The sequence below is a fragment of the Pseudomonas sp. W4I3 genome (assembly GCF_030816195.1).
Taxonomy (GTDB): domain Bacteria; phylum Pseudomonadota; class Gammaproteobacteria; order Pseudomonadales; family Pseudomonadaceae; genus Aquipseudomonas.
Genome location: NZ_JAUSXS010000001.1, coordinates 34,924 through 58,226, shown reverse-complemented (window position 1 = coordinate 58,226; position 23,303 = coordinate 34,924). Strand labels below are relative to the sequence as shown.

20 protein-coding genes and 1 pseudogene are annotated in these 23,303 nt (G+C 59.8%); 6 read left to right on the top strand and 15 right to left on the bottom strand.

Annotated elements, in window-relative coordinates; translation table 11 throughout:
* Positions 1 to 54 precede the first annotated feature (54 nt).
* Positions 55 to 2,025 (bottom strand): DNA primase, encoded by a 1,971-nt coding sequence (dnaG, locus tag QF045_RS00275; protein WP_306490593.1) that lies wholly within the window; start codon positions 2,023 to 2,025, stop codon positions 55 to 57.
* 441 nt (positions 2,026 to 2,466) lie between these two features.
* Complete coding sequence (gene rpsU / locus QF045_RS00270) at positions 2,467 to 2,682, bottom strand: 30S ribosomal protein S21 (RefSeq protein WP_002551877.1); 216 nt, start codon at positions 2,680 to 2,682, stop codon at positions 2,467 to 2,469.
* Between the two features lie 202 nt (positions 2,683 to 2,884).
* Here rpsU and tsaD point away from each other — a divergent pair, with 202 nt between their 5' ends.
* Complete coding sequence (gene tsaD / locus QF045_RS00265; RefSeq protein WP_306490592.1) at positions 2,885 to 3,910, top strand: tRNA (adenosine(37)-N6)-threonylcarbamoyltransferase complex transferase subunit TsaD; 1,026 nt, start codon at positions 2,885 to 2,887, stop codon at positions 3,908 to 3,910.
* Positions 3,911 to 3,929: 19 nt separating this feature from the next.
* Here the strand turns inward: tsaD and plsY are convergent, their stop codons facing one another.
* A complete protein-coding gene (gene plsY / locus QF045_RS00260; RefSeq protein WP_306490591.1) occupies positions 3,930 to 4,499 on the bottom strand; it encodes a glycerol-3-phosphate 1-O-acyltransferase PlsY in 570 nt (189 codons plus the stop codon).
* 74 nt (positions 4,500 to 4,573) lie between these two features.
* Here plsY and folB point away from each other — a divergent pair, with 74 nt between their 5' ends.
* Both folB and folK read left to right on the top strand, forming a co-directional pair.
* Positions 4,574 to 4,927, top strand: coding sequence for a dihydroneopterin aldolase (gene folB / locus QF045_RS00255; RefSeq protein WP_306490590.1), 354 nt, complete (start codon positions 4,574 to 4,576; stop codon positions 4,925 to 4,927).
* Positions 4,918 to 5,436, top strand: coding sequence for a 2-amino-4-hydroxy-6-hydroxymethyldihydropteridine diphosphokinase (folK, locus tag QF045_RS00250; RefSeq protein ID WP_306490589.1), 519 nt, complete (start codon positions 4,918 to 4,920; stop codon positions 5,434 to 5,436). Before folB ends, folK begins: the two co-directional genes overlap by 10 nt.
* 72 nt (positions 5,437 to 5,508) lie before the next feature.
* Here the strand turns inward: folK and QF045_RS00245 are convergent, their stop codons facing one another.
* The 11 genes from QF045_RS00245 to QF045_RS00195 all read right to left on the bottom strand — a co-directional run bounded on the left by QF045_RS00245 (position 5,509) and on the right by QF045_RS00195 (position 19,586).
* Positions 5,509 to 6,741 (bottom strand): multifunctional CCA addition/repair protein, encoded by a 1,233-nt coding sequence (locus tag QF045_RS00245; RefSeq protein ID WP_306490588.1) that lies wholly within the window; start codon positions 6,739 to 6,741, stop codon positions 5,509 to 5,511.
* Between the two features lie 63 nt (positions 6,742 to 6,804).
* Positions 6,805 to 8,370 (bottom strand): SpoVR family protein, encoded by a 1,566-nt coding sequence (locus tag QF045_RS00240; protein ID WP_306490587.1) that lies wholly within the window; start codon positions 8,368 to 8,370, stop codon positions 6,805 to 6,807.
* Positions 8,367 to 9,638 carry a YeaH/YhbH family protein gene (locus tag QF045_RS00235; RefSeq protein ID WP_306490586.1) on the bottom strand — a complete coding sequence of 424 codons (1,272 nt, stop codon included), beginning with the start codon at positions 9,636 to 9,638 and terminating at the stop codon, positions 8,367 to 8,369. The genes QF045_RS00240 and QF045_RS00235 overlap by 4 nt, the downstream gene beginning before the upstream one ends.
* A gap of 113 nt (positions 9,639 to 9,751) precedes the next feature.
* Positions 9,752 to 11,674, bottom strand: a complete 1,923-nt coding sequence (locus QF045_RS00230) for a PrkA family serine protein kinase (RefSeq protein ID WP_124388444.1) — start codon at positions 11,672 to 11,674, stop codon at positions 9,752 to 9,754.
* Between the two features lie 284 nt (positions 11,675 to 11,958).
* Entirely contained in the window at positions 11,959 to 12,288 is a 330-nt protein-coding gene (glpE, locus tag QF045_RS00225; RefSeq protein ID WP_306490585.1) for a thiosulfate sulfurtransferase GlpE, read from the bottom strand.
* Between the two features lie 9 nt (positions 12,289 to 12,297).
* Positions 12,298 to 13,149, bottom strand: coding sequence for a symmetrical bis(5'-nucleosyl)-tetraphosphatase (locus QF045_RS00220; RefSeq protein WP_306490584.1), 852 nt, complete (start codon positions 13,147 to 13,149; stop codon positions 12,298 to 12,300).
* Position 13,150: 1 nt separating this feature from the next.
* Complete coding sequence (gene apaG / locus QF045_RS00215) at positions 13,151 to 13,531, bottom strand: Co2+/Mg2+ efflux protein ApaG (RefSeq protein ID WP_017847811.1); 381 nt, start codon at positions 13,529 to 13,531, stop codon at positions 13,151 to 13,153.
* Positions 13,532 to 13,677: 146 nt separating this feature from the next.
* A complete protein-coding gene (rsmA, locus tag QF045_RS00210; RefSeq protein WP_306490583.1) occupies positions 13,678 to 14,490 on the bottom strand; it encodes a 16S rRNA (adenine(1518)-N(6)/adenine(1519)-N(6))-dimethyltransferase RsmA in 813 nt (270 codons plus the stop codon).
* Complete coding sequence (pdxA, locus tag QF045_RS00205) at positions 14,487 to 15,476, bottom strand: 4-hydroxythreonine-4-phosphate dehydrogenase PdxA (protein ID WP_306490582.1); 990 nt, start codon at positions 15,474 to 15,476, stop codon at positions 14,487 to 14,489. The genes rsmA and pdxA overlap by 4 nt, the downstream gene beginning before the upstream one ends.
* Positions 15,473 to 16,807: a peptidylprolyl isomerase gene (locus QF045_RS00200; protein WP_083217966.1), complete on the bottom strand. Its 1,335-nt coding sequence runs from the start codon at positions 16,805 to 16,807 to the stop codon at positions 15,473 to 15,475. Before QF045_RS00200 ends, pdxA begins: the two co-directional genes overlap by 4 nt.
* Positions 16,788 to 19,586 (bottom strand): LPS-assembly protein LptD, encoded by a 2,799-nt coding sequence (locus QF045_RS00195; protein ID WP_306490581.1) that lies wholly within the window; start codon positions 19,584 to 19,586, stop codon positions 16,788 to 16,790. The genes QF045_RS00200 and QF045_RS00195 overlap by 20 nt, the downstream gene beginning before the upstream one ends.
* Positions 19,587 to 19,716: 130 nt before the next feature.
* Here QF045_RS00195 and QF045_RS00190 point away from each other — a divergent pair.
* The 3 genes and pseudogenes from QF045_RS00190 to QF045_RS00180 form a co-directional block, all read left to right on the top strand.
* A pseudogene (locus QF045_RS00190) lies at positions 19,717 to 20,727 on the top strand (aminoglycoside phosphotransferase family protein); the annotation flags it as partial.
* A gap of 12 nt (positions 20,728 to 20,739) precedes the next feature.
* Positions 20,740 to 21,414 carry an N-acetylmuramate alpha-1-phosphate uridylyltransferase MurU gene (gene murU / locus QF045_RS00185; RefSeq protein ID WP_306494829.1) on the top strand — a complete coding sequence of 225 codons (675 nt, stop codon included), beginning with the start codon at positions 20,740 to 20,742 and terminating at the stop codon, positions 21,412 to 21,414.
* A gap of 1 nt (position 21,415) precedes the next feature.
* On the top strand, positions 21,416 to 22,183 hold the full coding sequence (locus tag QF045_RS00180) for a TerB family tellurite resistance protein (protein ID WP_306490580.1): 768 nt from the start codon (positions 21,416 to 21,418) through the stop codon (positions 22,181 to 22,183).
* Positions 22,184 to 22,328: 145 nt separating this feature from the next.
* Here QF045_RS00180 and QF045_RS00175 read toward each other — a convergent pair whose 3' ends face one another.
* Positions 22,329 to 23,303 (bottom strand): alpha/beta hydrolase family protein, encoded by a 975-nt coding sequence (locus tag QF045_RS00175; RefSeq protein WP_306490579.1) that lies wholly within the window; start codon positions 23,301 to 23,303, stop codon positions 22,329 to 22,331.

The window sequence follows — 23,303 nt, the reverse complement described above, 5'->3', positions numbered from 1 at the left end:
CTGAAGGTCTTGGCGGGCAAAAAACAAGCCGAGGATTATACCCGAGCTATGACCTCACACGCCAGCTGAGGTCGGGTTTGATGTGCAAACGTTCTGTTTTAAGAGGTCGCGCATCTGTTTTGCTATCTGAATTTGCTCTTCAGCCGACAATCCCGGCTGCCTTGCTCGTTTAATGAGCTCATCGAGGGTCTGTGTGTGCTGACCCGCGGATAACCTATTAATGGTGTCTAAAAACTGTTGTTCAAGGTTGTCGCCGTCAATTAGCCACTCCTTTTCCGCGAGTGCCTTCAACAGGCGGCCCTGCTCTGTGCCATGCCAGCGAGCCATCAGCTGAATTGAGTTTAGCTTAGGATTTTTCTGCACGGCCTCGATCAAGGCGATAAGCACCTGGGCATAGGTGTTGCTCTCGTTGGCGAAATGATCGGCGCTTTCAACCTTGCCCGCCAATTGCGGGTGATGGATGAGCGTGCGCAAGGCAATCAGCGTCGGCGCTTCTACGGCAACCGGCGTGCGTGGGGCGTAGGCCTCGTCGCGATCGCCGCGTTTGCCATTCTTGCTCCAGGGCTTCTTGTCCCATTTCTTGCCGCCTGCACCGGGCTTTTTCGGCGTCCACTCCTGCTGGGGCGTATACGCCTCCTGCGGTTGGTGGAAGTCGGCATAATCCGGCATGGCATCGTAATCCATGCCTGGGTCGTAGGCGGGCGGCGCACCCTGAGGGGCGCTATGCACCAGCTGGCTCACGGCTTCGCCGCTCAACCCGGTGATTTCCAGCAGGCGCTGGCGCATCAGGGTGCGCAAATTGGCGCCCGGGACCTTGTCGATCAGCGGCGCTGCGAGGGTGGCCATATGGGCCTTGCCCTCAAGCGAGCGCGGATCGGCTTCTTCGGTCAACTGCTGGAAGAAGTAGTCTGCCAGCGGCTGTGCGTGTTGATTGATGCGTGCTCGGAACGCGTCGGTGCCTTCGGCGCGCACCAGGGTGTCCGGGTCTTCGCCTTCGGGCAAGAACAGGAAGCGTGCACGGCGCCCATCCTGCAGGCTCGACAGTGTAGCTTCGAGTGCGCGCCAGGCGGCGTTGCGGCCGGCCTGGTCGCCGTCGAAACAGAACAACACGCTGGGCACGACGCGAAACAGGCGCTTCAAGTGCTCTTCGCTGGTGGCGGTGCCAAGCGTCGCCACCGCATTGCGCAGGCCCTGCTGGGCCAAGGCGATCACATCCATATAACCCTCAACCACGATAATCTCGTCGAGGTTGCGGTTGTTCTTGCGCGCTTCGAACAGGCCGTAGAGTTCCTGGCCTTTATGGAATACCGGGGTTTCCGGAGAGTTAAGGTACTTGGGCTTGTCGTCTCCCAGCACGCGGCCGCCGAACGCGATGATGCGGCCGCGGCTGTCGCGGATCGGAAACATCACGCGGTCACGGAAGCGGTCATAGCGTTTGCCGGTCTCGGCGTTTTCCACCAGCAGGCCGGCGTCAATCATGGCTTTCTGCTGGAGCGTATCGCTGCTCAGGTGCTTGTACAGGTTGTCCCAGCCGGGCGGCGCAAAGCCGAGGCCGAAGTCCCGGGCGATTTCACCGGTAAGGCCGCGGCCCTTGAGGTAATCGACAGCGGCTTTGCGCTGCGGATGGCTTTTAAGCGCCTGCCGGTAGAACTCGGCGGCGGCGGTCAGCAGCGGATACAGCGGTGAGTCGGTGGGTTGTCGCGGCTTGTGCGCGCGGCCACTTTCTTCGCGGGGGATTTCCATGCCGGCGGCTTTCGCCAGGTCCTCGATGGCCTGGGGGAAATCCAGGTTGTCGTGGTCCATCAGGAAGCCGAGGGCGTTGCCGCCAGCGCCGCATCCGAAGCAGTAATAGAACTGCTTGTCCGGGCTGACACTGAATGACGGGGTTTTTTCTTTATGGAACGGGCAGCAGGCCGTGTAGTTTTTGCCGGCTTTTTTCAATTGCACGCGTGAGCTGACGACATCGACGATGTCGGTGCGGTTCAGAAGGTCGTCAATAAAGCTCTGGGGAATCAGCCCGGCCATGGCGTTCTCGTCATCACTGCGTGTAAATGAGGGCCCGTGAAATGTTCAAGCGCACGTTGGGTGCTCGATCATTATCGTCTGCATGGGGTGTCAGGAAGTGTATCTGCCGAACATTCGCTGACGTTAGTCTCTATCAGTGTTCGACGAATAAAAGTTGCCCGTGAGTCCGGTCTTGACCTGTGGGCGGTCTCGGAGGCTCATCAATGGGCACAGTCGACACAGTTGATCGTCTGCTTGAAGAATAGGGTGTGCTCGTCAGTAGCCTTGTTAGGCTCGTCAGAAGAGACGTGCACCGCTGGCAAAAGAGCCAGTCCTGACGTTTGAAGCAGTGTCTCGGTCGCGTGTGCGGCGTCGACGATGAAGCATCAAGCGATATCCGCAAATGCCAACAGCCCGGCTGAGGGCCGGGCTTGGCAGAAGCTTGCTACGAACGTCTGTGTATTAGTACAGACGAACGGCGCGGCGCTGTTCGCGCTGAACTTTCTTGGCGTGACGCTTAACAGCGGCTGCTGCCTTACGCTTACGCTCAGAAGTTGGCTTCTCATAAAATTCGCGGCTACGAACTTCAGCCAGAACACCGGCTTTTTCGCAGGAGCGCTTGAAACGACGCAGAGCTACGTCGAAGGGTTCGTTCTCTTTTACTTTGACGGCTGGCATCCAGAGCTACCTTCTTTCATTACCGGGATCAACGTTCTCGTCGCAAAAAATTCGCGGCTGAGGTCGTCGGTTTTTAAGGGTTGCGGATGTTAACCCCTCATTGGCAGGAATGCAAAGCCTCTAATCGAAAACCGCTAGTCGGGAGGGGGAGTGGCGACTATTATGCGCGCCTTCGAATTCAGCCTCTACAAGGCGCAAACCCATGCTAGTACTGGGACTTGAAACCTCCTGCGACGAAACCGGTGTCGCACTTTACGACAGTGAACGCGGGCTTTTGGCCGATGCGCTGTTCAGTCAGATCGACCTGCATCGCGCCTATGGCGGCGTGGTGCCGGAGCTTGCCAGCCGTGATCACGTCAAACGTATGCTGCCATTGATTCGCCAGGTGTTGAATGAGGCCGGTTGCGTACCGACCGAGATCGATGCGATTGCCTATACCGCAGGCCCTGGATTGGTCGGAGCCCTGCTGGTTGGGGCTTCCTGTGCCCAGGCGCTGGCGTTCGCCTGGGGCATTCCGGCCCTCGGTGTGCATCACATGGAAGGTCATTTGCTGGCGCCGATGCTGGAAAAAACACCGCCGGCGTTCCCGTTCGTCGCTTTGTTGGTTTCGGGGGGGCATACGCAGCTGGTTCAGGTCGATGGCATCGGCCAATACACGCTGTTGGGCGAGTCCCTGGACGACGCCGCCGGCGAAGCATTCGACAAGACCGCGAAGATGATGGGGCTCAATTACCCCGGCGGTCCGGAAATCGCCCGCCTCGCCGAAAAAGGCGTGGCCGGCCGTTACACGTTCCCTCGGCCGATGTGCGATCGCCCTGGTTTGATGTTCAGCTTCAGCGGCTTGAAAACCTCCGCGTTGAATACCTGGCAGCAGAGCGTCAGCGCCGGGGACGACGGTGAGCAAGCCCGTTGCGACATCGCGCTGGCGTTCCAGCAGGCCGTGGTAGAGACTTTGACCATCAAGTGCAAGCGCGCCCTGAAGCAGGCCGGCATGCAGCGGCTGGTGATTGCTGGCGGCGTCAGCGCCAACAAGGCCTTGCGCAGCTCGTTGGAGAAGATGCTTGGCGAGATGAAGGGGGAGGTGTTCTACGCGCGCCCAGAGTTCTGCACCGACAATGGCGCGATGATCGCCTATGCCGGCTGTCAGCGTCTGATGGCCGGGCAACACGAAAGCCTGGCGATCAGCGTGCAGGCGCGCTGGCCCATGGAGCAGTTGTCGCCGTTGTAAGGGTTAGCGTGGACGCTATTTAAAAATGCCGTTCGCGCCCGGCAAACAGGTCGCGTAGATTGCCGCGGTGGCGCCACACGATCAGCAGGGTCAGCACGCTCATGGGCAGCAATGCTGCCGGAGCCTGCCAGGCCAGCAATGGCAGGGTGAGCGGCGTGGCGATCAGCGCAGCCAGGGAGCTGGTGCGGGTCAGGTAGAACGTCAACAGCCAGGCGAGCACCGCCAGCAAGGCTGCCGGAGGGTAAATCCCCAACAGCATGCCGGCCGCCGTGGCGACGCCTTTGCCGCCGCGAAAGCGGAAGTACAAGGGGAACAGATGGCCCAGGACGGCGCAGACGCCCACCCAGGCCTGCTGTTGCAGGGTAAGGCCGGCGAGGCTGGCGATCAGTACGGGCAGCAAGCCCTTGCACAGGTCGCCCAGCAGCGTCAGCACGGCAAGTTTCTTGCCGGCCAGGCGCAGCATATTGGTGGCGCCGGCATTGCCTGAGCCACTCATTCGCGGATCGGGGTTTCCGGTCAGGCGGCTGAGCAAAATGGCAAAGGACAGCGAGCCGAGCAGGTAGGCGAGAATCGCCAGTGACCAAAACATGCTAACTATTCCGGGCGAGGACGCCCTGATTCTAACGGGGCATTGCGCCCTTGTCGTGCTGCGGAGAAGAGTGCTTGGACAGAGTGTTTATCGAAGGCCTGGAAGTCGACACCGTGATCGGCGCCTACGACTGGGAGCGCGGAATCCGTCAATGCCTGCGCCTTGACCTGAGCTTTGCCTGGGATAACCGTCCGGCCGCCGCCGGTGACGACCTGACCCTGGCGCTGGATTACGCCAGCGTGTCCGCGCGTATCCAGGCCTTTGCCGAGCAGTCCCAATACCAGTTGGTGGAAACTTTCGCTGAACGCCTGGCCCAAGTGCTGATGAGCGAATTCCAGATTCCCTGGCTGTACCTCAAGTTGACCAAGCCGGGTGCCGTGCCGGCGGCCAAGGGCGTGGGCGTGGAGATCGAGCGCGGATGTCGCTGACTCAGGTTTACCTTGGCCTTGGCAGTAATATCGAGCGTGAGCTCAATTTATGTGCGGGGCTCGATGCGCTGGCGAGCTTTTTGACGGACATGCGCTGTTCGGCGGTGTTCGAAAGCCAGCCGGTGGGCATCAAGAGCGGGCCGTTCTTCAATCTGGTGGTGTCGGCCTTTACCGACCTGTCGTTGATGGAGTTGGACCGCCGGTTGAAATTTATCGAGGCCGACAACGGCCGCTATGCGCCGGATCGTAAAGGGCTGCCGTTGGATATCGACGTGCTGCTCTATGGCGAACTGGTGGGTAATTTCGACGGCTTGGTCCTGCCGCGCGCGGAAATCCTGAAAAACGCGTTCGTGTTGTGGCCGCTGTCGATGATGGCGCCGGATCGTGTGCATCCTGAAACGGGCAAGACCATGGCGGCGCTGTGGCGTGATGCCCGGATCGACCAGGTGCTTGCGCCCGTGGCGTTTGAGTGGCGGGGCCGGCAACTCACGCCAGACGTGCTTCTGTAGGAGCCGAGCTTGCTCGCGAAGAGCGTGAACGATAACGCAGCGCTCTCAGGTTTTTCGCGAGCAAGCTCGCTCCTACAATGAACTTTGTCGTTCCTTGTAGGCTTTCAGTGCGTTAAGCCGTTCACGTTTCAGGGCTTCGCCCAACTCCGGGCCTTTGAAGCCTTTCTCCAGCAGTGGCGCCACTGCCACTTCGCGCGCAGTCTTCGCCGCGCCGCGCAAATAGTCCGCCTGTGGATAACTGCGTTGTTCAAGGCCTTTTCGGCCCCGCGCATCCATCTCGCAGGCGACCACAAACTCCTCGAAGCGTTGCGGTCGACGATAGACGTCAAAACTGTGCAGCAGCTCCAACAACGTCGAAGCCTTCAGCTCCAGGGCTCGATGCCCGTGGGTGTGGTACTGGCCCACCAGCAGCGCCAGTTCCTGGCAATCCTTTGGCACCTTGAAGCGTTCATTCACCGCTTTGATCAGCTTCAAACCCCGGTGCTCGTGGGCAATATGCTGCGGTAACTTATCCACAGGTGTCAGGCCCTTGCCCAAATCGTGCAGCAGGCAGGCCCAGCGTACGGTCAACGGCTGCTTATGTGCGGCTGCCTGCTCCAGCACGCTTAACGTGTGTATGCCGGTATCTATCTCGGGGTGATGGGCTTCGGGTTGCGGTACGCCGAACAGCGCGTCCACTTCCGGCATCAGGGTTTTCAGCGCATGGCAGTCGCGCAGCACCTGGATAAACACTTGGGGCTGGTTTTCCATCAGGGCCCGGGAAATTTCTTTCCAGCTGCGCTCTGGTGTCAGCGCTTCCAGTTCACCGGACTCGCTGAGTTGATGCATCAGCTCAAGAGTCTCCGACGCGACAGTGAATCCCAGGTGCGCATACCGTGCGGCAAACCGAGCAACGCGCAGCACTCGTAGGGGATCTTCGGCGAACGCGGGCGAAACGTGACGTAAAATACGGGCTTCCAAGTCACGTTGGCCGTGGTAGGGGTCGGTCAGGTTACCTTCGTCGTCTTCGGCCATGGCATTGATGGTCAGGTCGCGGCGTATCAGGTCTTCTTCCAGCGTGACGTCGGGACTGGCGTGAAACACGAAGCCGCCATAGCCCCTGCCACTTTTGCGCTCGGTGCGGGCGAGGGCGTATTCATCGCCGTTTTTTGGGTCCAGGAACACCGGGAAGTCAGCGCCGACCGGCTTGAAGCCTTTGGCCTGCATTTCTTCGAGGGTGGCGCCGACGACGACGCGGTCAATATCGGTGACCTCGATGCCCAACAGGCGATCACGCACGGCACCGCCGACTTTGTAGATTTTCATGAAAAAGCCTCCATTAGCGGCACAGGATAACGCCTGTGCCTGGCCAATGGAGGCTTTGCTGTTTCAGAGATGCACGACGGCCAGGTCCAGGCGGCCGTAGTCGTTGTCGTTATGGTCGCTACGCGGTGGCACATGGTGGGTTTTCATCACTTGGTCGCCCTGCAGGGTTTCCAGGTGAATATCGAAGCCCCATAGCCGGTGCAGGTGCTTGAGCACTTCCTCGGTGGATTCGCCCAGGGGTTTGCGGTCGTGCTGTTGATGGCGCAAGGTCAGTGAGCGGTCACCGCGCACGTCGATGCTGTAGATCTGTACGTTGGGCTCGCGGTTACCCAAGTTGTATTGCGCTGCCAGGGTCTCGCGGATAGTCCGGTAGCCAGGCTCGTCATGGATGGCCGGCACAACCAGGTCGTCCTTGAGGTCGTCATCCAGGATGCTGAACAGCTTGAGGTCGCGAATAACCTGAGGCGACAGGTACTGCAGGATGAAGCTTTCGTCCTTGAAGCTGCTCATGGCGAACTTGATCGTGGAGAGCCAGTCGCTGCCGGCGATTTCCGGGAACCAGCGACGGTCCTCCTCGGTGGGGTGCTCGCACATGCGCCGAATGTCACGGTACATCGCAAAGCCCAGTGCGTAGGGGTTGATACCGTTGTAGTACGGGCTGTCGAAACCGGGCTGGAACACCACGCTGGTGTGGGATGTGAGGAATTCCATCATGAAGCCGTCGGTGACCAGGCCTTCGTCGTACAGGTCATTCATCAGGGTGTAGTGCCAGAACGTCGCCCAACCCTCGTTCATCACCTGAGTCTGGCGCTGTGGATAAAAATACTGCGCGATCTTGCGCACGATACGCACGATTTCCCGCTGCCATGGCTCCAGCAGTGGCGCGTGTTTTTCCAGAAAATAGAGGATGTTTTCCTGCGGTTCGGCGGGGAAGCGTGCATTGTCTTTATCGTTGTTTTTGCCGGCGCGTTTTGGAATGGTACGCCACAAATCGTTGATCTGTTTCTGCAGGTGTTCCTCACGCTCCGCCTGGCGCAGCCGTTCTTCTTCGGCCGAAATCGGATAAGGCCGTTTGTAGCGGTCGACGCCGTAGTTCATCAAGGCGTGGCAGGAGTCGAGCAAGTCCTCTACCGCGTCGATGCCGTGGCGCTCCTCGCATTGCATGATGTACTGCTTGGCGAACACCAGGTAATCGATGATCGAACTGGCGTCGGTCCAGGTGCGGAACAGGTAGTTACCCTTGAAAAAGCTGTTATGCCCGTAGCACGCGTGGGCCACCACCAGCGCCTGCATGCAGATGGTGTTTTCTTCCATCAGGTAGGCGATGCACGGGTCGGAGTTGATCACGATCTCATAGGCCAGCCCCATCTGGCCGCGGGTGTAGGATTTCTCCGTGCTGAGGAAGTGTTTGCCGTATGACCAATGGTGATAACCCAGCGGCATGCCAACGGAGGCGTAGGCATCCATCATCTGTTCGGCGGTGATCACTTCGATCTGATTGGGGTAGGTGTCCAGCGCATAACCGGCCGCGATGCGGCTGATCTCCCGGTCATAGGCCTGGATCAGTTCAAAGGTCCACTCGGACCCGGTGGAGATAGGTTGACGCTTATGCTCTTTTTTGGCGGTCATGTCACTAACCTGCGCTGGAAGAGTTCACGGAAGACCGGGTAGATATCGCCGGCCGAGACCAATTGCTGTTGGGCGAACGTATCGGCGAAGGCTTCGCCGATGCGTTCGTATTCGAACCACAGTGCCTGGTGCTCACGGGGGGTAATTTCAACGTAGGTGTAGTACTGCACGAAAGGCATGATCTGGTTGATCAGGATGTCGCGGCAAATCGGCGAGTCATCATTCCAGTTGTCACCGTCGGACGCTTGGGCGGCATAGATATTCCACTCATTGGCCGGGTAGCGCTCGGCCATGATTTCCTGCATCAGCTTGAGCGCGCTGGAAACGATGGTGCCGCCGGTTTCGCGCGAGTAGAAGAATTCCTCTTCGTCCACTTCCCGGGCGCTGGTGTGATGACGGATGAACACCACTTCGATCTTGTCGTAGTTCCGCTTCAGGAACAGGTACAGCAAGATGAAGAAGCGCTTGGCAATGTCCTTGGTAGCCTGGGTCATGGAGCCGGACACGTCCATCAGGCAGAACATCACGGCCTTGGAGCTGGGGTTGGGCTGTTTGATCAACAGGTTGTATTTGAGGTCGAAGGTATCGAGAAAGGGCACACGGTGAATGCGCGCGCTGAGCTTCTCGATTTCTGCCTCGATTTCCTGAATATCGCCAAAGTTATCCGGCTCCTCGCGCTTCAACCGCGCCAACTCTTCCTTGGCCTGCTTCAATTTTGCACGGCTGCTGCCCGACAGGGCGATACGTCGAGCGTGGGCCGAGCGCAGGGTGCGGATGATGTTGATGCGGGACGGGTTGCCTTCGTTGCTGATACCCGCGCGCACGGTTTTGAAGGTGTCGGTGCCGGTCAGGTTGCGTTTGACCAGGTTGGGCAGCTCCAGATCCTCGAACATGAATTCGAGAAACTCCTCCTGGGTGATCTGGAACACGAACTCATCCATGCCTTCGCCGGAATTACCGGCCTTGCCCGCACCCTTGCCGCCGCCGCCCCCCTGCGGGCGCTGAATGTGTTCGCCTGTGGTGAATTCCTTGTTGCCCGGATGGACGACAGTCTGTTTGCCGCCCCGGCCGTGGTGCAGCACTGGTTCGTCGATGTCCCGTCCGGGAATGCTGATTTGTTCGCCGTGCTCCATGTCGGTGATGGAACGGCGGCTGACGGCCTCTTCAACGGCCTTTTTGATGTGGTCGCGGTAACGCCGCAGGAAACGCTGGCGGTTTACCGTGCTCTTGTTCTTACCATTGAGGCGTCGGTCGATCACATAGCTCATGGGGAGCCCTCCGGGCAGCTTCACGTTACAAGCTTCAAGCCGCGAGCTGGAAGCTTAGGGACAAGCGGTCGCCTGCCGGGCCGGATGCCTGGCAGTCGCCGCCTGTCGCTGCCTTACTGCGATTTGCGAACCCGCAGGTACCACTCGGAGAGCAGTCGTACCTGTTTGTCGGTGTAGCCGCGCTCGACCATTCGTGTGACGAAGTCGTTGTGTTTTTGCTGATCCTCCTTGCTGGCCTTGGCGTTGAAGCTGATAACCGGCAGCAGATCTTCGGTGTTGGAGAACATTTTCTTCTCGATCACCACGCGCAGCTTCTCGTAGCTGAGCCATGTTGGGTTCTTGCCGTTGTTGTTGGCGCGGGCGCGCAGCACGAAGTTGACGATTTCGTTGCGGAAATCCTTCGGATTGCTGATGCCGGCGGGTTTCTCGATCTTCTCCAGTTCCTCGTTGAGCGCCACGCGGTTGAGGATTTCGCCGGTTTCCGGGTCGCGGTATTCCTGGTCTTGAATCCAGAAGTCGGCGTACAGCACGTAGCGGTCGAAGATGTTCTGGCCGTATTCGCTGTAGGACTCAAGGTACGCGGTCTGGATTTCCTTGCCGATGAACTCGATATAGCGTGGCGCCAGATATTCTTTGAGGAAGCGCAGATAGCGCTCGCGGGTTTCGGCCTGGAATTGTTCCTGTTCGATCTGCTGTTCCAGCACATACAGCAAGTGCACCGGGTTGGCGGCGATTTCGTGAGGGTCGAAGTTGAAGACCTTGGAGAGGATCTTGAACGCGAAGCGCGTCGACAGGCCGTTCATGCCTTCATCGACGCCCGCCGTGTCGCGGTATTCCTGGATCGATTTGGCCTTGGGATCGGTGTCCTTGAGGTTTTCGCCGTCGTACACGCGCATTTTCGAGTAGATGTTCGAGTTCTCCGGCTCCTTGAGGCGCGACAGCACGGTGAACTGGGCGAGCATCTTCAGGGTGTCGGGTGCGCAATGAGCCTTAGCCAGGGAGCTGTTGAACAGCAGTTTGTCGTAGATCTTGATCTCATCGCTGACCCGCAGGCAGTACGGCACCTTGACGATGTAGATACGGTCGATGAAGGCTTCGTTGTTCTTGTTGTTGCGGAAGGTATGCCACTCCGATTCGTTGGAGTGCGCCAGCAGGATCCCGGTGAACGGAATCGCGCCCAGGCCTTCGGTGCTGTTGTAGTTGCCTTCCTGGGTGGCCGTGAGCAGAGGGTGCAGCACCTTGATCGGCGCCTTGAACATCTCCACGAACTCCATCAGGCCCTGGTTGGCCCGGCACAGCGCGCCCGAGTAGCTGTAGGCGTCGGCGTCGTTCTGTGGGAATTCTTCCAGTTTGCGGATATCGACCTTACCCACCAGCGCGGAAATGTCCTGGTTGTTCTCGTCGCCCGGCTCGGTCTTGGCGACACCGATCTGGTTGAGGATCGAAGGGTAGAGTTTGACCACGCGGAACTGGCTGATATCTCCGCCAAACTCGGACAGGCGCTTGGTGGCCCAGGGCGACATGATGGTATTGAGGTAGCGCCGTGGGATGCCGAAGTCTTCTTCGAGGATCGCGCCATCTTCGGTGGCGTTGAACAGGCCCAGGGGCGACTCGAACACTGGCGAGCCCTTGATCGCGTAGAAGGGCACTTTCTCGATGAGTTGCTTGAGTTTTTCAGCCAGGGACGACTTGCCGCCGCCAACCGGGCCGAGCAGGTAGAGAATCTGTTTCTTTTCCTCCAGGCCTTGGGCGGCATGGCGGAAGTACGAGACGATCTGGTCGATGCATTCTTCCATGCCGTGGAAGTCTTCAAAGGCCGGATAACGGCGGATCACCTTGTTGGAGAATATCCGCGACAGGCGCGAATTGTTCGAGGTGTCTACCAGCTCCGGCTCGCCAATCGCCAGCAGGAGGCGCTCGGCGGCAGACGCATAGGTACTGCGGTCCCGTTTGCACAACTCGAGATACTCTTGAAGCGTGAGTTCTTCCTGTTGTGTGGACTCGAAACGTTGTTGGAAGTGGCTAAAGATACTCATGACGTCGTCACCTCGCTCGATACGTGGAGCCGACGCCGGATCAATCAGTCGATGCTGGCAGCCCTTGACGTTCGCCAATGGCTGTTTCCCCCCAGAACACCCTGAAACGCTACCGATGACCCGCGCGCCGGTGTACCGGCTCTCCCCTGATTTGGATGGCCTGCGCTTAAGGATAGTTCGGAATCGGGGAGGTCAAGGCGCGATGCGTAATTAGTTTGGCTGCGCCGTTCGTCAGAAACGGCGCAAGCCCAAGCGTCACGCGGGGTAGCGGGGTGTGAAAAAAATTATTGCGAATCGCCTGAGGAAATTTCTGCAGGATAGGTCGCACGCCACAGCTCAAAGCCGCCATCCAGGCTATAGACGTCGGAGAAACCTTGGCCGACCAGATAGGCCGCTGCGCTTTGGCTCGAATTGCCGTGGTAGCACGCGACGATCAGGGGGGCGTCGAGGTCGGCGGCGCGGATGAAGTCGGCGATGTTGACGTTGTCCAGATGCTGGGCGCCGCTGATATGGGCAGCGGCGTAGGTTGGCTGGTCACGGATATCAACGACCACAGCGCCTTGCTCGCGCAGGGCCTGGGCTTGTTCGGGTGGGATACGTTTGAATTCTGACATGGCAGGCTCCTAGGGCTTGGCGACGGCCGTCTGTGTAGGGGGTTCGGGGGATTCACACTGGCAACTGATGCGCTCGCCGGTGTCGATGTTCATCAAGGTCATGGCGCCACCCCACACGCAACCGGTGTCGAGGGCGAACACGCCGGGTTCTTCGCACTTGCCTTCAAGGGCGGCCCAATGGCCGAAAACGATTCTGGTGTCGCGGGTTTTACGTTCCTTGTGAGCAAACCAGGGCTTATAGCCAGGCAGCGCAGTGTCGGCGCCTTCCTTGCTCTTGAGGTCCAGTTTGCCCTCCGCCGTGCAGAAGCGCATGCGCGTGAAGTAGTTGGTGATCACTCGCAGGCGAGCGACGCCGGTAAGGTCGTTGTCCCACTTCACCGGCTCGTTGCCGTACATGCCATCAAGGTAGGCACTGTAGAGGTTGTCATCGGCCAGCGCGCTTTCGACTTCGGCGGCGCATTTGAGAGCTTTTTTCACTGTCCATTGCGGAGGGATGCCGGCATGGACCAGGGCGATGTCGCGGGCCTCGTCGTAATGCAGGAGCTTCTGTCGGCGCAACCATTCCAGCAACTCGGCGCGGTCCGGTGCTTCGAGGATTTCCCGCAGGGTGTCGCCTTTTTTCAGGCGCTCGATGTTACGACCGGCGGCGAGCAGGTGCAGATCATGATTGCCCAGCACACAGACCAGTGAGTCGCGCAGGTTATAGAGGTAGCGCAAGGTTTCCAGAGACTGCGGGCCACGGTTGACCAGGTCACCGACTAGCCACAGGCGATCGTTTGCCGGGTCGAAAGCCACGCGTTCGAGCAGGCACTTGAGGGGCTCCAGGCAGCCTTGCAGGTCACCGACGGCATACGTTGCCATATCAGTGCAATGCTCCGGGTACGGCGAGGCGGAATGGCTTGATGATCGCGTCGAACAGTTTGCCGTCGGTCGCCTTCATTTGATACGAGCCTTGCATGGTGCCGACTTTGGAAGTCATTACCGTACCGCTGCTGTAGGTGTGGCTGGCGCCGATGTCGATCAACGGTTGCTGGCCAACCACACCCGCGCCGCGCACTTCCTCGACCTGACCGTCACCATCAGTGATCACCCAATGGCGTGACAGCAGCTTGGCCGGCACCAGCCCGTTGTTTTTCACCGTGATGGTGTAGGCAAAGGCAAAGCGGTTGTGTTCAGGTTGCGATTGGTCCGCCAGGAAGCGGGTGACGACGCTGACGTCGATCTGGTAGCGAGGATCGGACATGCAAGAGGCCTTAAAAGCAAATGCGGAGGACAGCAGATGCGGGCCAGTCTAGGCCAAGAGGTGGGCACTAGGCCAGACATGCTGTGTGGTATGAAGCAGTTCAAACAGGGGAGGGGCAAACCCCCTCCCACATTTTTCCTGATGCCTTATTCCACTGCGGGCGCTGGCTGGATGGCAAGCTGGTCGGCCAGGCGCACGAACGCGGCCAGGTCCAGTTGCTCGGGGCGCAGGCTGCCGTCGACGCCGGCGGCTTCGATTTCGGCATTGCTCAGCAGTGCCTTGAGCGTATTGCGCAGGGTTTTGCGGCGTTGGTTGAAGGCTTCGCGCACGACGCGCTCCAACAGTTTGTGGTCCTTGGCCGGGTGCGGCAGCACGGCATGCGGTACCAGGCGCACGATGGCCGAGTCGACCTTCGGCGGCGGGTTGAATGCGCCTGGGCCCACGTTGAACAGATGTTCCACGCGGCAATGGTACTGAACCATGATCGACAGACGGCCCCAATCACCACCACCCGGCCCGGCGGCCAAGCGCTCCACTACTTCCTTTTGCAGCATGAAGTGCATGTCGCGGATGATTCCGGCGTTGTTCAGCAGGTGGAAAATCAGCGGTGTGGAGATGTTGTACGGCAGGTTACCCACCACCCGCAGGCTGTTAGGCGCGGCATTGAGGCTGTTGAAGTCGAACTTCAGCGCGTCGCCCTGGTGCAGGTTGAAATTGGATTTGTCGGCAAACTGTTGGTTGAGGATCGGGATCAGGTCCTTGTCCAATTCAACCACGTCCAATTGACCGCCGCTGGCCAGCAGGCCTTGGGTCAATGCGCCCTGGCCCGGGCCGATTTCCAGCAGGCGGTCTTCGGGCTTGGCATGGATGGAGCGCAGGATGCGGTCGATCACCCCAGCGTCGTGCAGGAAGTTTTGCCCGAAACGCTTACGCGCCCGGTGTTGGTAATGCTCAGTCATATATGGGTCTCGGCCATCTGATAGGCGGTTTCCAGGGCCACGTGCAGGCTGCCGGTGTCGATCTTGCCGCTGCCTGCCAGGTCCAGGGCGGTGCCATGGTCGACGGAGGTACGGATGATCGGCAGGCCCAGCGTCACGTTGACTGCGGCGCCGAAGCCTTTGTATTTCAGCACGGGCAGCCCCTGGTCGTGGTACATCGCCAGCACTGCGTCGCAGTGCTCCAGATATTTGGGGGTAAACAGAGTGTCTGCAGGCAACGGGCCGCGCAGGTCCATGCCTTCTCGGCGCAGACGCTCTAATGTCGGTTCAATGATGTCGATTTCTTCATGGCCCAAATGACCGCCTTCACCGGCGTGCGGGTTGAGCCCACAGACCAGGATGCGCGGTTGGGCAATGCCGAATTTTTGTTGCAGGTCGGCGTGCAGGATGCGCGTAACGCGTTCTATGCGCTCGGCGGTGATGGCGTCGGCGACAGCGCGCAGCGGCAGGTGCGTAGTGACCAGCGCGACGCGAAGGCCGCGGGTGGCCAGCATCATCACGACCTGTTCGGTGTGTGTGAGCTCGGCAAGGAACTCGGTATGGCCGGAAAAGGCTATACCGGACTCATTGATCACGCCTTTATGGACGGGCGCGGTAATCATGCCGGCGAAATCGCCGTTGATGCAGCCTTGGCCGGCGCGGGTCAGGGTCTCCAGCACGAAGGCCGCATTGGCCTTGTCCAGTTGCCCGGCGACGACCTTGGCTTGCAGCGGGGTATCCCACACATACAGGTTGCCTGCCGGGGCCGGCAGGTCGGGCCAGTTGCCCGGTGCGACGCTCAGCAGGTTGACAGCCACACCCAACTGCGCGGCCCGCTCAAGGAGCAGGTCGCGGCTGGTAATGGCGATCAGGGGATGTGGCTGGGGTTGCGAGGCGAGCAGCAGGCACAGGTCTGGACCAATGCCGGCCGGCTCGCCGGGTGTCACGGCGAAACGCTGGGGTTTCACTGGGCTGCCTGGTCGGTGCCTGTTTGCTCGGCGCCTGGCAGCTTGTTTTCAACGTAGGCTTCGTCACGGATCTGACGCAACCAGGTTTGCAGCTCTTCATCGTATTTGCGGTTACGCAGTACGGTCAGGGCTTGCTGTTCGCGGGCCTGGTTGGTGTTGTCGGTGGCGCGACGGCCAAGAACTTCCAGCACATGCCAGCCGTATTGAGTCTTGAACGGTTTGGACAGCACGCCTTGCGGCGTATCGGCCATCACCTGCTGGAACTCGGGCACCAGTGCTTTTGGATCGATCCAGTTCAGGTCGCCGCCGTTGAGGGCAGAACCTGGGTCTTCCGAGAAGCTCTTGGCCAGGGTGGCGAAGTCTTCACCGCTTTCGATGCGGTCATAGATCTTCTGGGCCAGTTCCTTGGTTTGTGCCTCGGTACGGATTTCGCTTGGTTTGACCAGGATGTGACGAACGTGCACTTCGTCTTTCAGCGAGGTCTCGCCGCCGCGCTTGCCCAGCAGCTTGAGGATGATGAACCCGCCTGGCGTACGGGCCGGCTGGGTGATGTCACCCACGTTCATCGCGCTCAGCTCACGGTCGAATGGAGGGGGCAGTTGAGCGGCTTTACGCCAGCCCATGTCACCACCGTCGAGCGCGTTGTCGCTACCGGACTGGGCAATTGCCATCTGGGCGAAATCAGCGCCGGCCTTGAGGCGATCATAGATAGCCTGGGTTTTGGCGGCAGCAGCATTGAGCTGCTCGGCGTTGGCGCTGTCTGGCGTCGGGATCAGGATATTGGCCAGGTGCAGTTCTTCGGAAAGCTGCATCTTGCCCAGGTCCGAGGCCAGGAAGTTCTTCACTTCCTGCTCCGACACCTGAACCCGCTCCGCTACGCGACGCTGGCGTACACGGCTGATGATCATTTCGCGCTTGATCTGGTCACGCGCGTCCTCATAGGACAGACCATCGTGGGCCAGGGCCGCGCGGAACTGATCGATGCTCATGTTGTTACGTTGAGCGATGGTGCCGACCGCCTGGTTCAGCTCTTCGTCAGAAATCCGGATACCGGAGCGTTCGCCGATCTGCAGCTGCAGGTTTTCGACGATCAGGCGCTCCAGCACCTGGGGTTCCAGGACGCTGGTCGGCGGCACACCGCCGCCACGCTTGGCGATGGTTTGCTGAACTTCCTTGACCCGTTGGTCCAGTTGGCTCTGCATGATCACGTCGTTATCGACGATGGCTGCGACTTTATCCAGCTGTTGCACCGCGGCATGCGCCGAGGCGGCACCCAGGAACAGCGCGCCCAGCACGAGCGGGCGCAAGCACTCAGAAAGCTTTGTCTTCACGTTCACGATAACCTTCAATGCCTTTGTCGAGGAAGCTCTCTACCTTGGCGCCGGTCAGGCCGCCGAGTCCTTTGAGGACGATCTGGAAGAAGAGCCCGTGGTCACCCTTTTCGTTAAGCGGGGCGATCTGGCTGTATTCGTCGTTGGAAACCCAGTAACGGTTGATGACGCGCAGTTTCCAGCAGCAGTTGTCGTACTCGAAACCACCGAAGGCTTCCAGGGTACGGTTGCGTGCATAGTCATACTGCCAGCGGGTAATCAGGTTCCACTGTGGAATGATCGGCCACATCATCGAGAAATCGTGTTGTTGGATTTTGTAGTAATCCTTAATGAAGTTCGGGTTGCCTTCACTGCCATAGTCACCACCGAATTGCCATTTGCCGGTTAACTGGTTGTAGACGACCTGGTCATTACGGTAGCGATAGCCAACGTTGATGACTTTATTTGGGTTGTCTTCCGGCTGGTAGTGGAACATTGCACTGCCGGAGCGTGGAGCGTGGCTGGTAGGGTCCCAGTTATAGTCGGCCGTTGCACGCCAGTCGCGGTTGAAGCGGAAGGAGTAGTCCAAGGCGATCGGCGATACGTCTTCATGGGCGTCATCACGCGTTGTAGCGTCTACACCTGGCAGCTGTACTTCGCGGTCCTTGAAGTACACAGCTTGGCCAATACTGATGCGTTGACGCTCGAGGCCATCGTCTTGTATCCAGCGGCTGGTCAAGCCCAGCGACAGTTTGTTTTCGTCGCCGATACGGTCGCCACCGGTGAAACGGTTGTCACGGAACAGCGAGTCGAAGCTGAATGGAGTTTCGCTAGTGTCAAACACTGGAATATTTTTCTGATCTTTCTCTGGTACATAGAGATAGAACATGCGTGGTTCCAGGGTTTGCTGGTAATTACGACCAAACCATTGGGTATTACGGTCAAAGAAGAGGCCGCTGTCGATACTGGCAATGGGGACGGAGCGATTTTGAGAGCTATTGAAGGTCTCGCCCAGAGCTGAAGCGCCCAGTCTATTGACTAGGAGATCATTCTTGCCGGTGTTATCCAAGTCAAGGTCGTACTTGGTATAGACATATTTGAGTTTCGGTGTAATGAAACCGTAGGTCCAATTCAGCGGCAGGGAGACGCTTGGTGCTGCGGTCAGGCGAGTGCCGTTGGCACGGCTCAACCCGAGGACATTGTTGTCGAGGCGAGAGGAAACTACTCCGTCCTTGTCAGTGTAGAAGCCGTTCTGAAGATCTCGGTCGAACCTCACTGCTTCTGTTTCGTAAGCGAGGTCCAGTCCGCCAGGATGGTAAGGCAGCGCACCGTTGAAAGTAATCTGTGGTAAACGGTCGTATGGGGTGAACTCCGATACCGTCGCCAGTTGGTAGGCCTGAACGTTTAAACGGGCCTGGTACGTATCACCGCGGTAAGTCAGGGAGCCCTGCTGGTTGACGAAGTCGCGACTTTCCACCCCTTCTTCATAAGACTTCAGGTCTTGGAAGTAGTAAGGGTCACTGATCTTGGTGTAGTCAACCAGCGTCGTCAGGCGTGAATCCAAGCCACCTTTATGCTGCCAATTGAGCATATAGCGAGTTTTTTCGGAGTCGGTCTGTTTGCTCCGCTCATCGTTATCATCATTCAGATACGCCCCACCAAACTGCCCTTCACTCGACTTGGTGAGGTAGCGGAATTCGCCTTCCATCAACAAGCCGCGCTTGGTCATGTATTGCGGGTACAACGTGGCGTCGTAGTTCGGCGCCAGGTTGAAGTAGTACGGCGTCACCAGCGTAAAGCCAGTCTCGCTGCCGGTGCTGAAGCTTGGCGGCAGGAAGCCGGACTGACGACGGTCGTCAATCGGGAAATAGATGTAAGGGGTGTACAGGATCGGAATGTTCTTGACCCGCAACGTCGCGTTGGTGGCCGTACCGAAACCGGTGGCCGGGTTCAACGTGATGTTGTTGCCCTTGAGCTGCCAGGCGTTGCTGTCTGGCTCGCAGGTGGTGTACGTACCGTCCTTGAGACGGATGATCGCGTTCTCGGCACGCTTGGCGTACAGCGCGTTACCGCGGATGCGCGACTTGTGCATCACGTATTCGGCGTTGTCGATCTGGGCGGCGCCGGTGTCGAGCTGGACCTGGGCATGGTCGCCCACGATCAGTGCGCCGTTGTCACGCAGACGCACGTTGCCGTTCAGCTCGCCACGGTTCTCGGCCTGGTACAGGCTGGCTTCCTCGGACTCCAGCTGCATGCTGCCCTGGCGCATGACGACGTCACCGGCCAGTGTGGCGACCTGCTGTTCCTGCTCGTAACGAGAGGCCTTGGCACCGATGAAGGTCGGCGCATCGCTCTTGTTCGTCTTGTCGTTCATGCCAGGACGAGTCGGCTCGATGTAGGCGCCGCCGCAGTAAGGGCCGGTTTCGGCCAGCTGTGCTGCGGTGAGCTTCTCGCGAGGCACCCAGTCCAGGTGGCTGTAGTCTTTGCTGCGCGAACGCAGGCCTCGGCCCTTGGCTTCGGTGACCAGCATGGTCTTGGGCTCGGCGTCGACGCTGCCGCCAGCTTCGCCTTGCGGCGTGCTGTTGGCCGAGCTGACGGCAGAGCCGTCATGCACCGGGCGCGGTGGCAATGGGGCGGCGGCGGTCTTCGGCGCGCAGTCCCAGGCACCCGAAGCAGAGACTGAGCAGTCATACTGTTCCGCGGCGACCACGAATGAGGTGGCGAAAGGTTGCAAGGCCAGCAGACTGCCGGTTACCAGCAACGGAAATTTTCTACGAAACGCGGGGGATTTCAATGCCATCTTATTAGTCCGGGCTTCCTGCGTGCCATCTGCCCGCGGTTTGGGCCGCACGCCTCTCGATGGTCTGAAAAAGATGCGTGATAATAAAGCATGCCCCGCTTGACGGCTAGCGCCGTCGGAGACCCTTGTAATGCCCGAGCACGATCTACGTTTACAACAGCTGGAAGTCTGGCTGGATGAGCAGTTGCCGATCCTCTTCAACGCTCAGGACTGGGGCGCTGTACCCCCGGCCACATTGACCGCGGCCAGCAGCGACGCGAGTTTCAGGCGTTACTTCCGATGGGAGGGCGGGGCGCATACATTCGTGGTGATGGACGCGCCACCCCCCCAGGAAAACTGCAAACCTTTCGTCGATATCGCGCATTTGCTCGCGAAATCAGGAATCAATGTGCCGAAAATTTATGCAGAAGATTTGCCGCGTGGCTTTCTTTTGCTCAATGACCTGGGTCGAAAAACCTACCTGGACGTGATTGACGAGCAAAACGCCGACCAGTTGTTTGCCGATGCCATCGACGCGTTGCTGGCCTTTCAGCAGTTGCCGATGGATGCGCCGCTGCCCAGTTATGACACCGCGTTATTGCGCCGCGAACTCGAATTGTTCCCGGAATGGTACGTGCGCCGTCATTTGGGTATCGAGTTGGATACTCAGCAGCAGGCCCTCTGGCAACGCGCGAGCGAATTGTTGATCGACAGCGCCCTCGCCCAACCGAAAGTGCTGGTGCACCGTGACTATATGCCGCGCAACTTGATGATCAGCGAGCCCAACCCCGGCGTGCTGGATTTTCAGGATGCGGTCTACGGCCCGGTGACCTACGACATCACCTGCCTGTTCAAGGACGCCTTCCTCAGTTGGCCCCAGGCTCGCGTGCGCCAGTGGCAGCGCGGCTACTGGGAGCGCGCCGGGGGGTTGGGGATCCCCGTGCAGGACGATTTTGAAGACTTCCTGCGCGCCAGCGACCTGATGGGCGTGCAGCGCCACCTCAAGGTCATCGGTATCTTCGCGCGAATTTGCCACCGCGATGGCAAGCCTCGCTACCTGGCCGATGTGCCGCGCTTCTTTGCCTATATAGAAGCGGTGCTCGCCGACCGTCCTGAGTTGAGCGACCTGGGCGAACTGCTTGCCAGCCTGCGCCAACCGGCCCGAGGCCTGCGTATGAAGGCGATGATCCTGGCAGCGGGCAAGGGCGAGCGCATGCGCCCGCTGACGCTGCACACGCCCAAGCCGCTGGTGCAGGCCGGCGGCAAACGGCTGATCGAATATCACCTGGAAGCGCTGGCCAAGGCCGGCTTCAGCGAGATTGTGATCAACCATGCCTGGCTCGGCGAACAGATCGAAAGCTACTTGGGCGACGGTGCCCAGTTCGGCTTGCGCATCCGCTATTCAGCCGAAGGCGAGCCGTTGGAAACCGGCGGCGGGATTTTCCAGGCGTTGCCGTTGCTGGGTGACGAGCCGTTTCTGGTGGTCAACGGGGATATCTGGACCGACTACGACTTCAGCCAATTGAAGCGGCCGCTCCAGGGCCTGGCCCATCTGGTGATGGTCGACAACCCGGCGCATCACCCCTGCGGTGGCGACTTCTATCTGAGCGACGGGTTGCTTCATGATGCGGCGCCCGGTGCCGATAACCTGACCTTCAGTGGCATTTCCGTGCTCGACCCCCAGTTGTTTGCGGGTTGCAGTGCGGGTGCCTTCAAGCTGGCGCCGCTGTTGCGGGCGGCGATGGCCAAAGGTCTGGTAACGGGTGAGCACATGAAAGGACGCTGGGTTGATGTCGGAACGCTTGAGCGTCTGGCGCAGGTCGAAACCTTGCTGACAGCGAGGCCGTAGGATGTTGTGGCCAGGGACGCTGATTGGCGCCGGAGCTGGCTTTGCGATTGCCAGTATTCCGGGGGCTTTGTTGGGTGCATTGCTGGGGCAGGCGCTGGACCGGCGCCTGCAATTGCACAGTTGGGCACAGTTGCGTGAACGCCTCGGCGGGCGCCCGGCGTTGCGCAACGATGAATTGTTGTTCGTGCTGCTGGGGCGCCTGGCCAAAAGCAATGGCCGGATTGTGGATGGGCATATCCAGCAGGCGCGCCAGGAAATGCGCGCGCTGGAGATGACCGAACCGGCCCAGCGCCGGGCCATCCTGGCGTTTAATCGAGGCAAGTCCGGTACCGACCGGGTACGCACTTATTTGCGCGCGCTCAAGGCGCAGCCCCATGCCGCCGAGGGTGTTTTACGTGCCTGCTGGCGCATGGCCTGGGCGGACGGTCGGGCGGATGATGCCGAGCGTGACCTGATCGAGTTGTGGGGCAAATGGCTGGGCTGGACGCCGCAACAAATCCGCGCCCTGGCCGCCGATTACACGCCGGCGCGCAAGCCATTGGTCAATCGAAGTGGTGGTTATCAGGAAGCGTTGCGGCTTCTGGGGGTGACGGCGACCGCTGAGCCCTCGGTGATCAAACGTGCCTATCGCCGCCTGCTCAGCCGCCACCACCCGGACAAGATCGCTGGCAGTGGCGCCAGCCCGGCTCAGGTGCGCGAGGCCACCGAACGAACCCGTGAATTGCACAACGCCTATGCGTTGATTCGCGAGCGACGGGATTTTCGCTGAGGGGACTGCCCTGGGACCGATCCGATGTGGGAGGGGGCTTGCCCCCCGATAGCGGTCTGTCAGTTTAAAATGTACCGACTGGCACACCGCCATCGGGAGCAAGCCCCCTCCCACAGTGGTTTTGTGGCATTGGCGGACACTGTGTTCAGCCTTTTTCGGCCTGCGGGCTCAACCACCCGCGAACTCGCCGGTATAGCTGCTCCTGCTCGGCGGCGTCGTTGCCGGGCAACGCCTTGAGTTGCACCTGCTTGTAGCCGTCATTCTTGCCGCGTTTGGCCGCCTGGCTACGCGCCAATGCGTTTTTGCCGTCCTGGGCGTCGTCTTGATAGAACACATCTGCCGTAGGGACTTTCAACGCCGGTGCCAATTGCTGCAGGTCCGGTTGGCGAGCGGCGGGTGTCTTGCCGGCCACCATCACCAGCTTTTGCACCTGGGCAGGTTGTTTCTCGCTCAGATAACGCGCCGCCCACCATGCGCCGGTGCCATGCCCGAGCAGCGCTACGCTGCGCGCGCCTTGGGTCTGGGCGAAGGCGACGGCCGCGTCGATCCGATCGAAGATGCGCTTGGCGTCGGTCTTGTCCTGTTCATCCGCGCCCGGTACCACCGCCGGGTCAGTGCCTTCGGCTTCCGCGCTGGCGGCCTGTTCGACGGGTTTGGCCACCGTGCTGCCGTCTTTGCTGCTGGTATCGACCGCCGCCTTGGGCGGTTCGATCACGCGTGGCGGCAAAGTGTCCACATTGACGTCCGGCAATGACAGGCTGAGGGTGCCCCAGGCCGCATCCGGCAATTTACGGCGCAACGGGCCGATGGCTTGCGGCCAGTCAGCATTTTCGCCAGCACCTGGCACGATAATCACCACGCCCTGGGGTTCGGCGCTGTTGGCGGGCTTCCACAGGGCCAGAAACGAATCGCTGCCGGCCTGTAGTTGTTGTTGCTCCTGCTGCGCCACCTGGCGTTCGAGCGCGCTGGCTTCGGCCTGGCTGCGCTCGAGCAATGGCTGGCGCTCGGCGGGTTTTTCGGCCGCTGGCGCAGGCGCGTCATCGGCTTGAACAGAAAAGGCGCTGGTAAATAGCAGCGACAGGCACAATGCTGGCAGTGCCGAACGGTTTCGAGGTGGCAT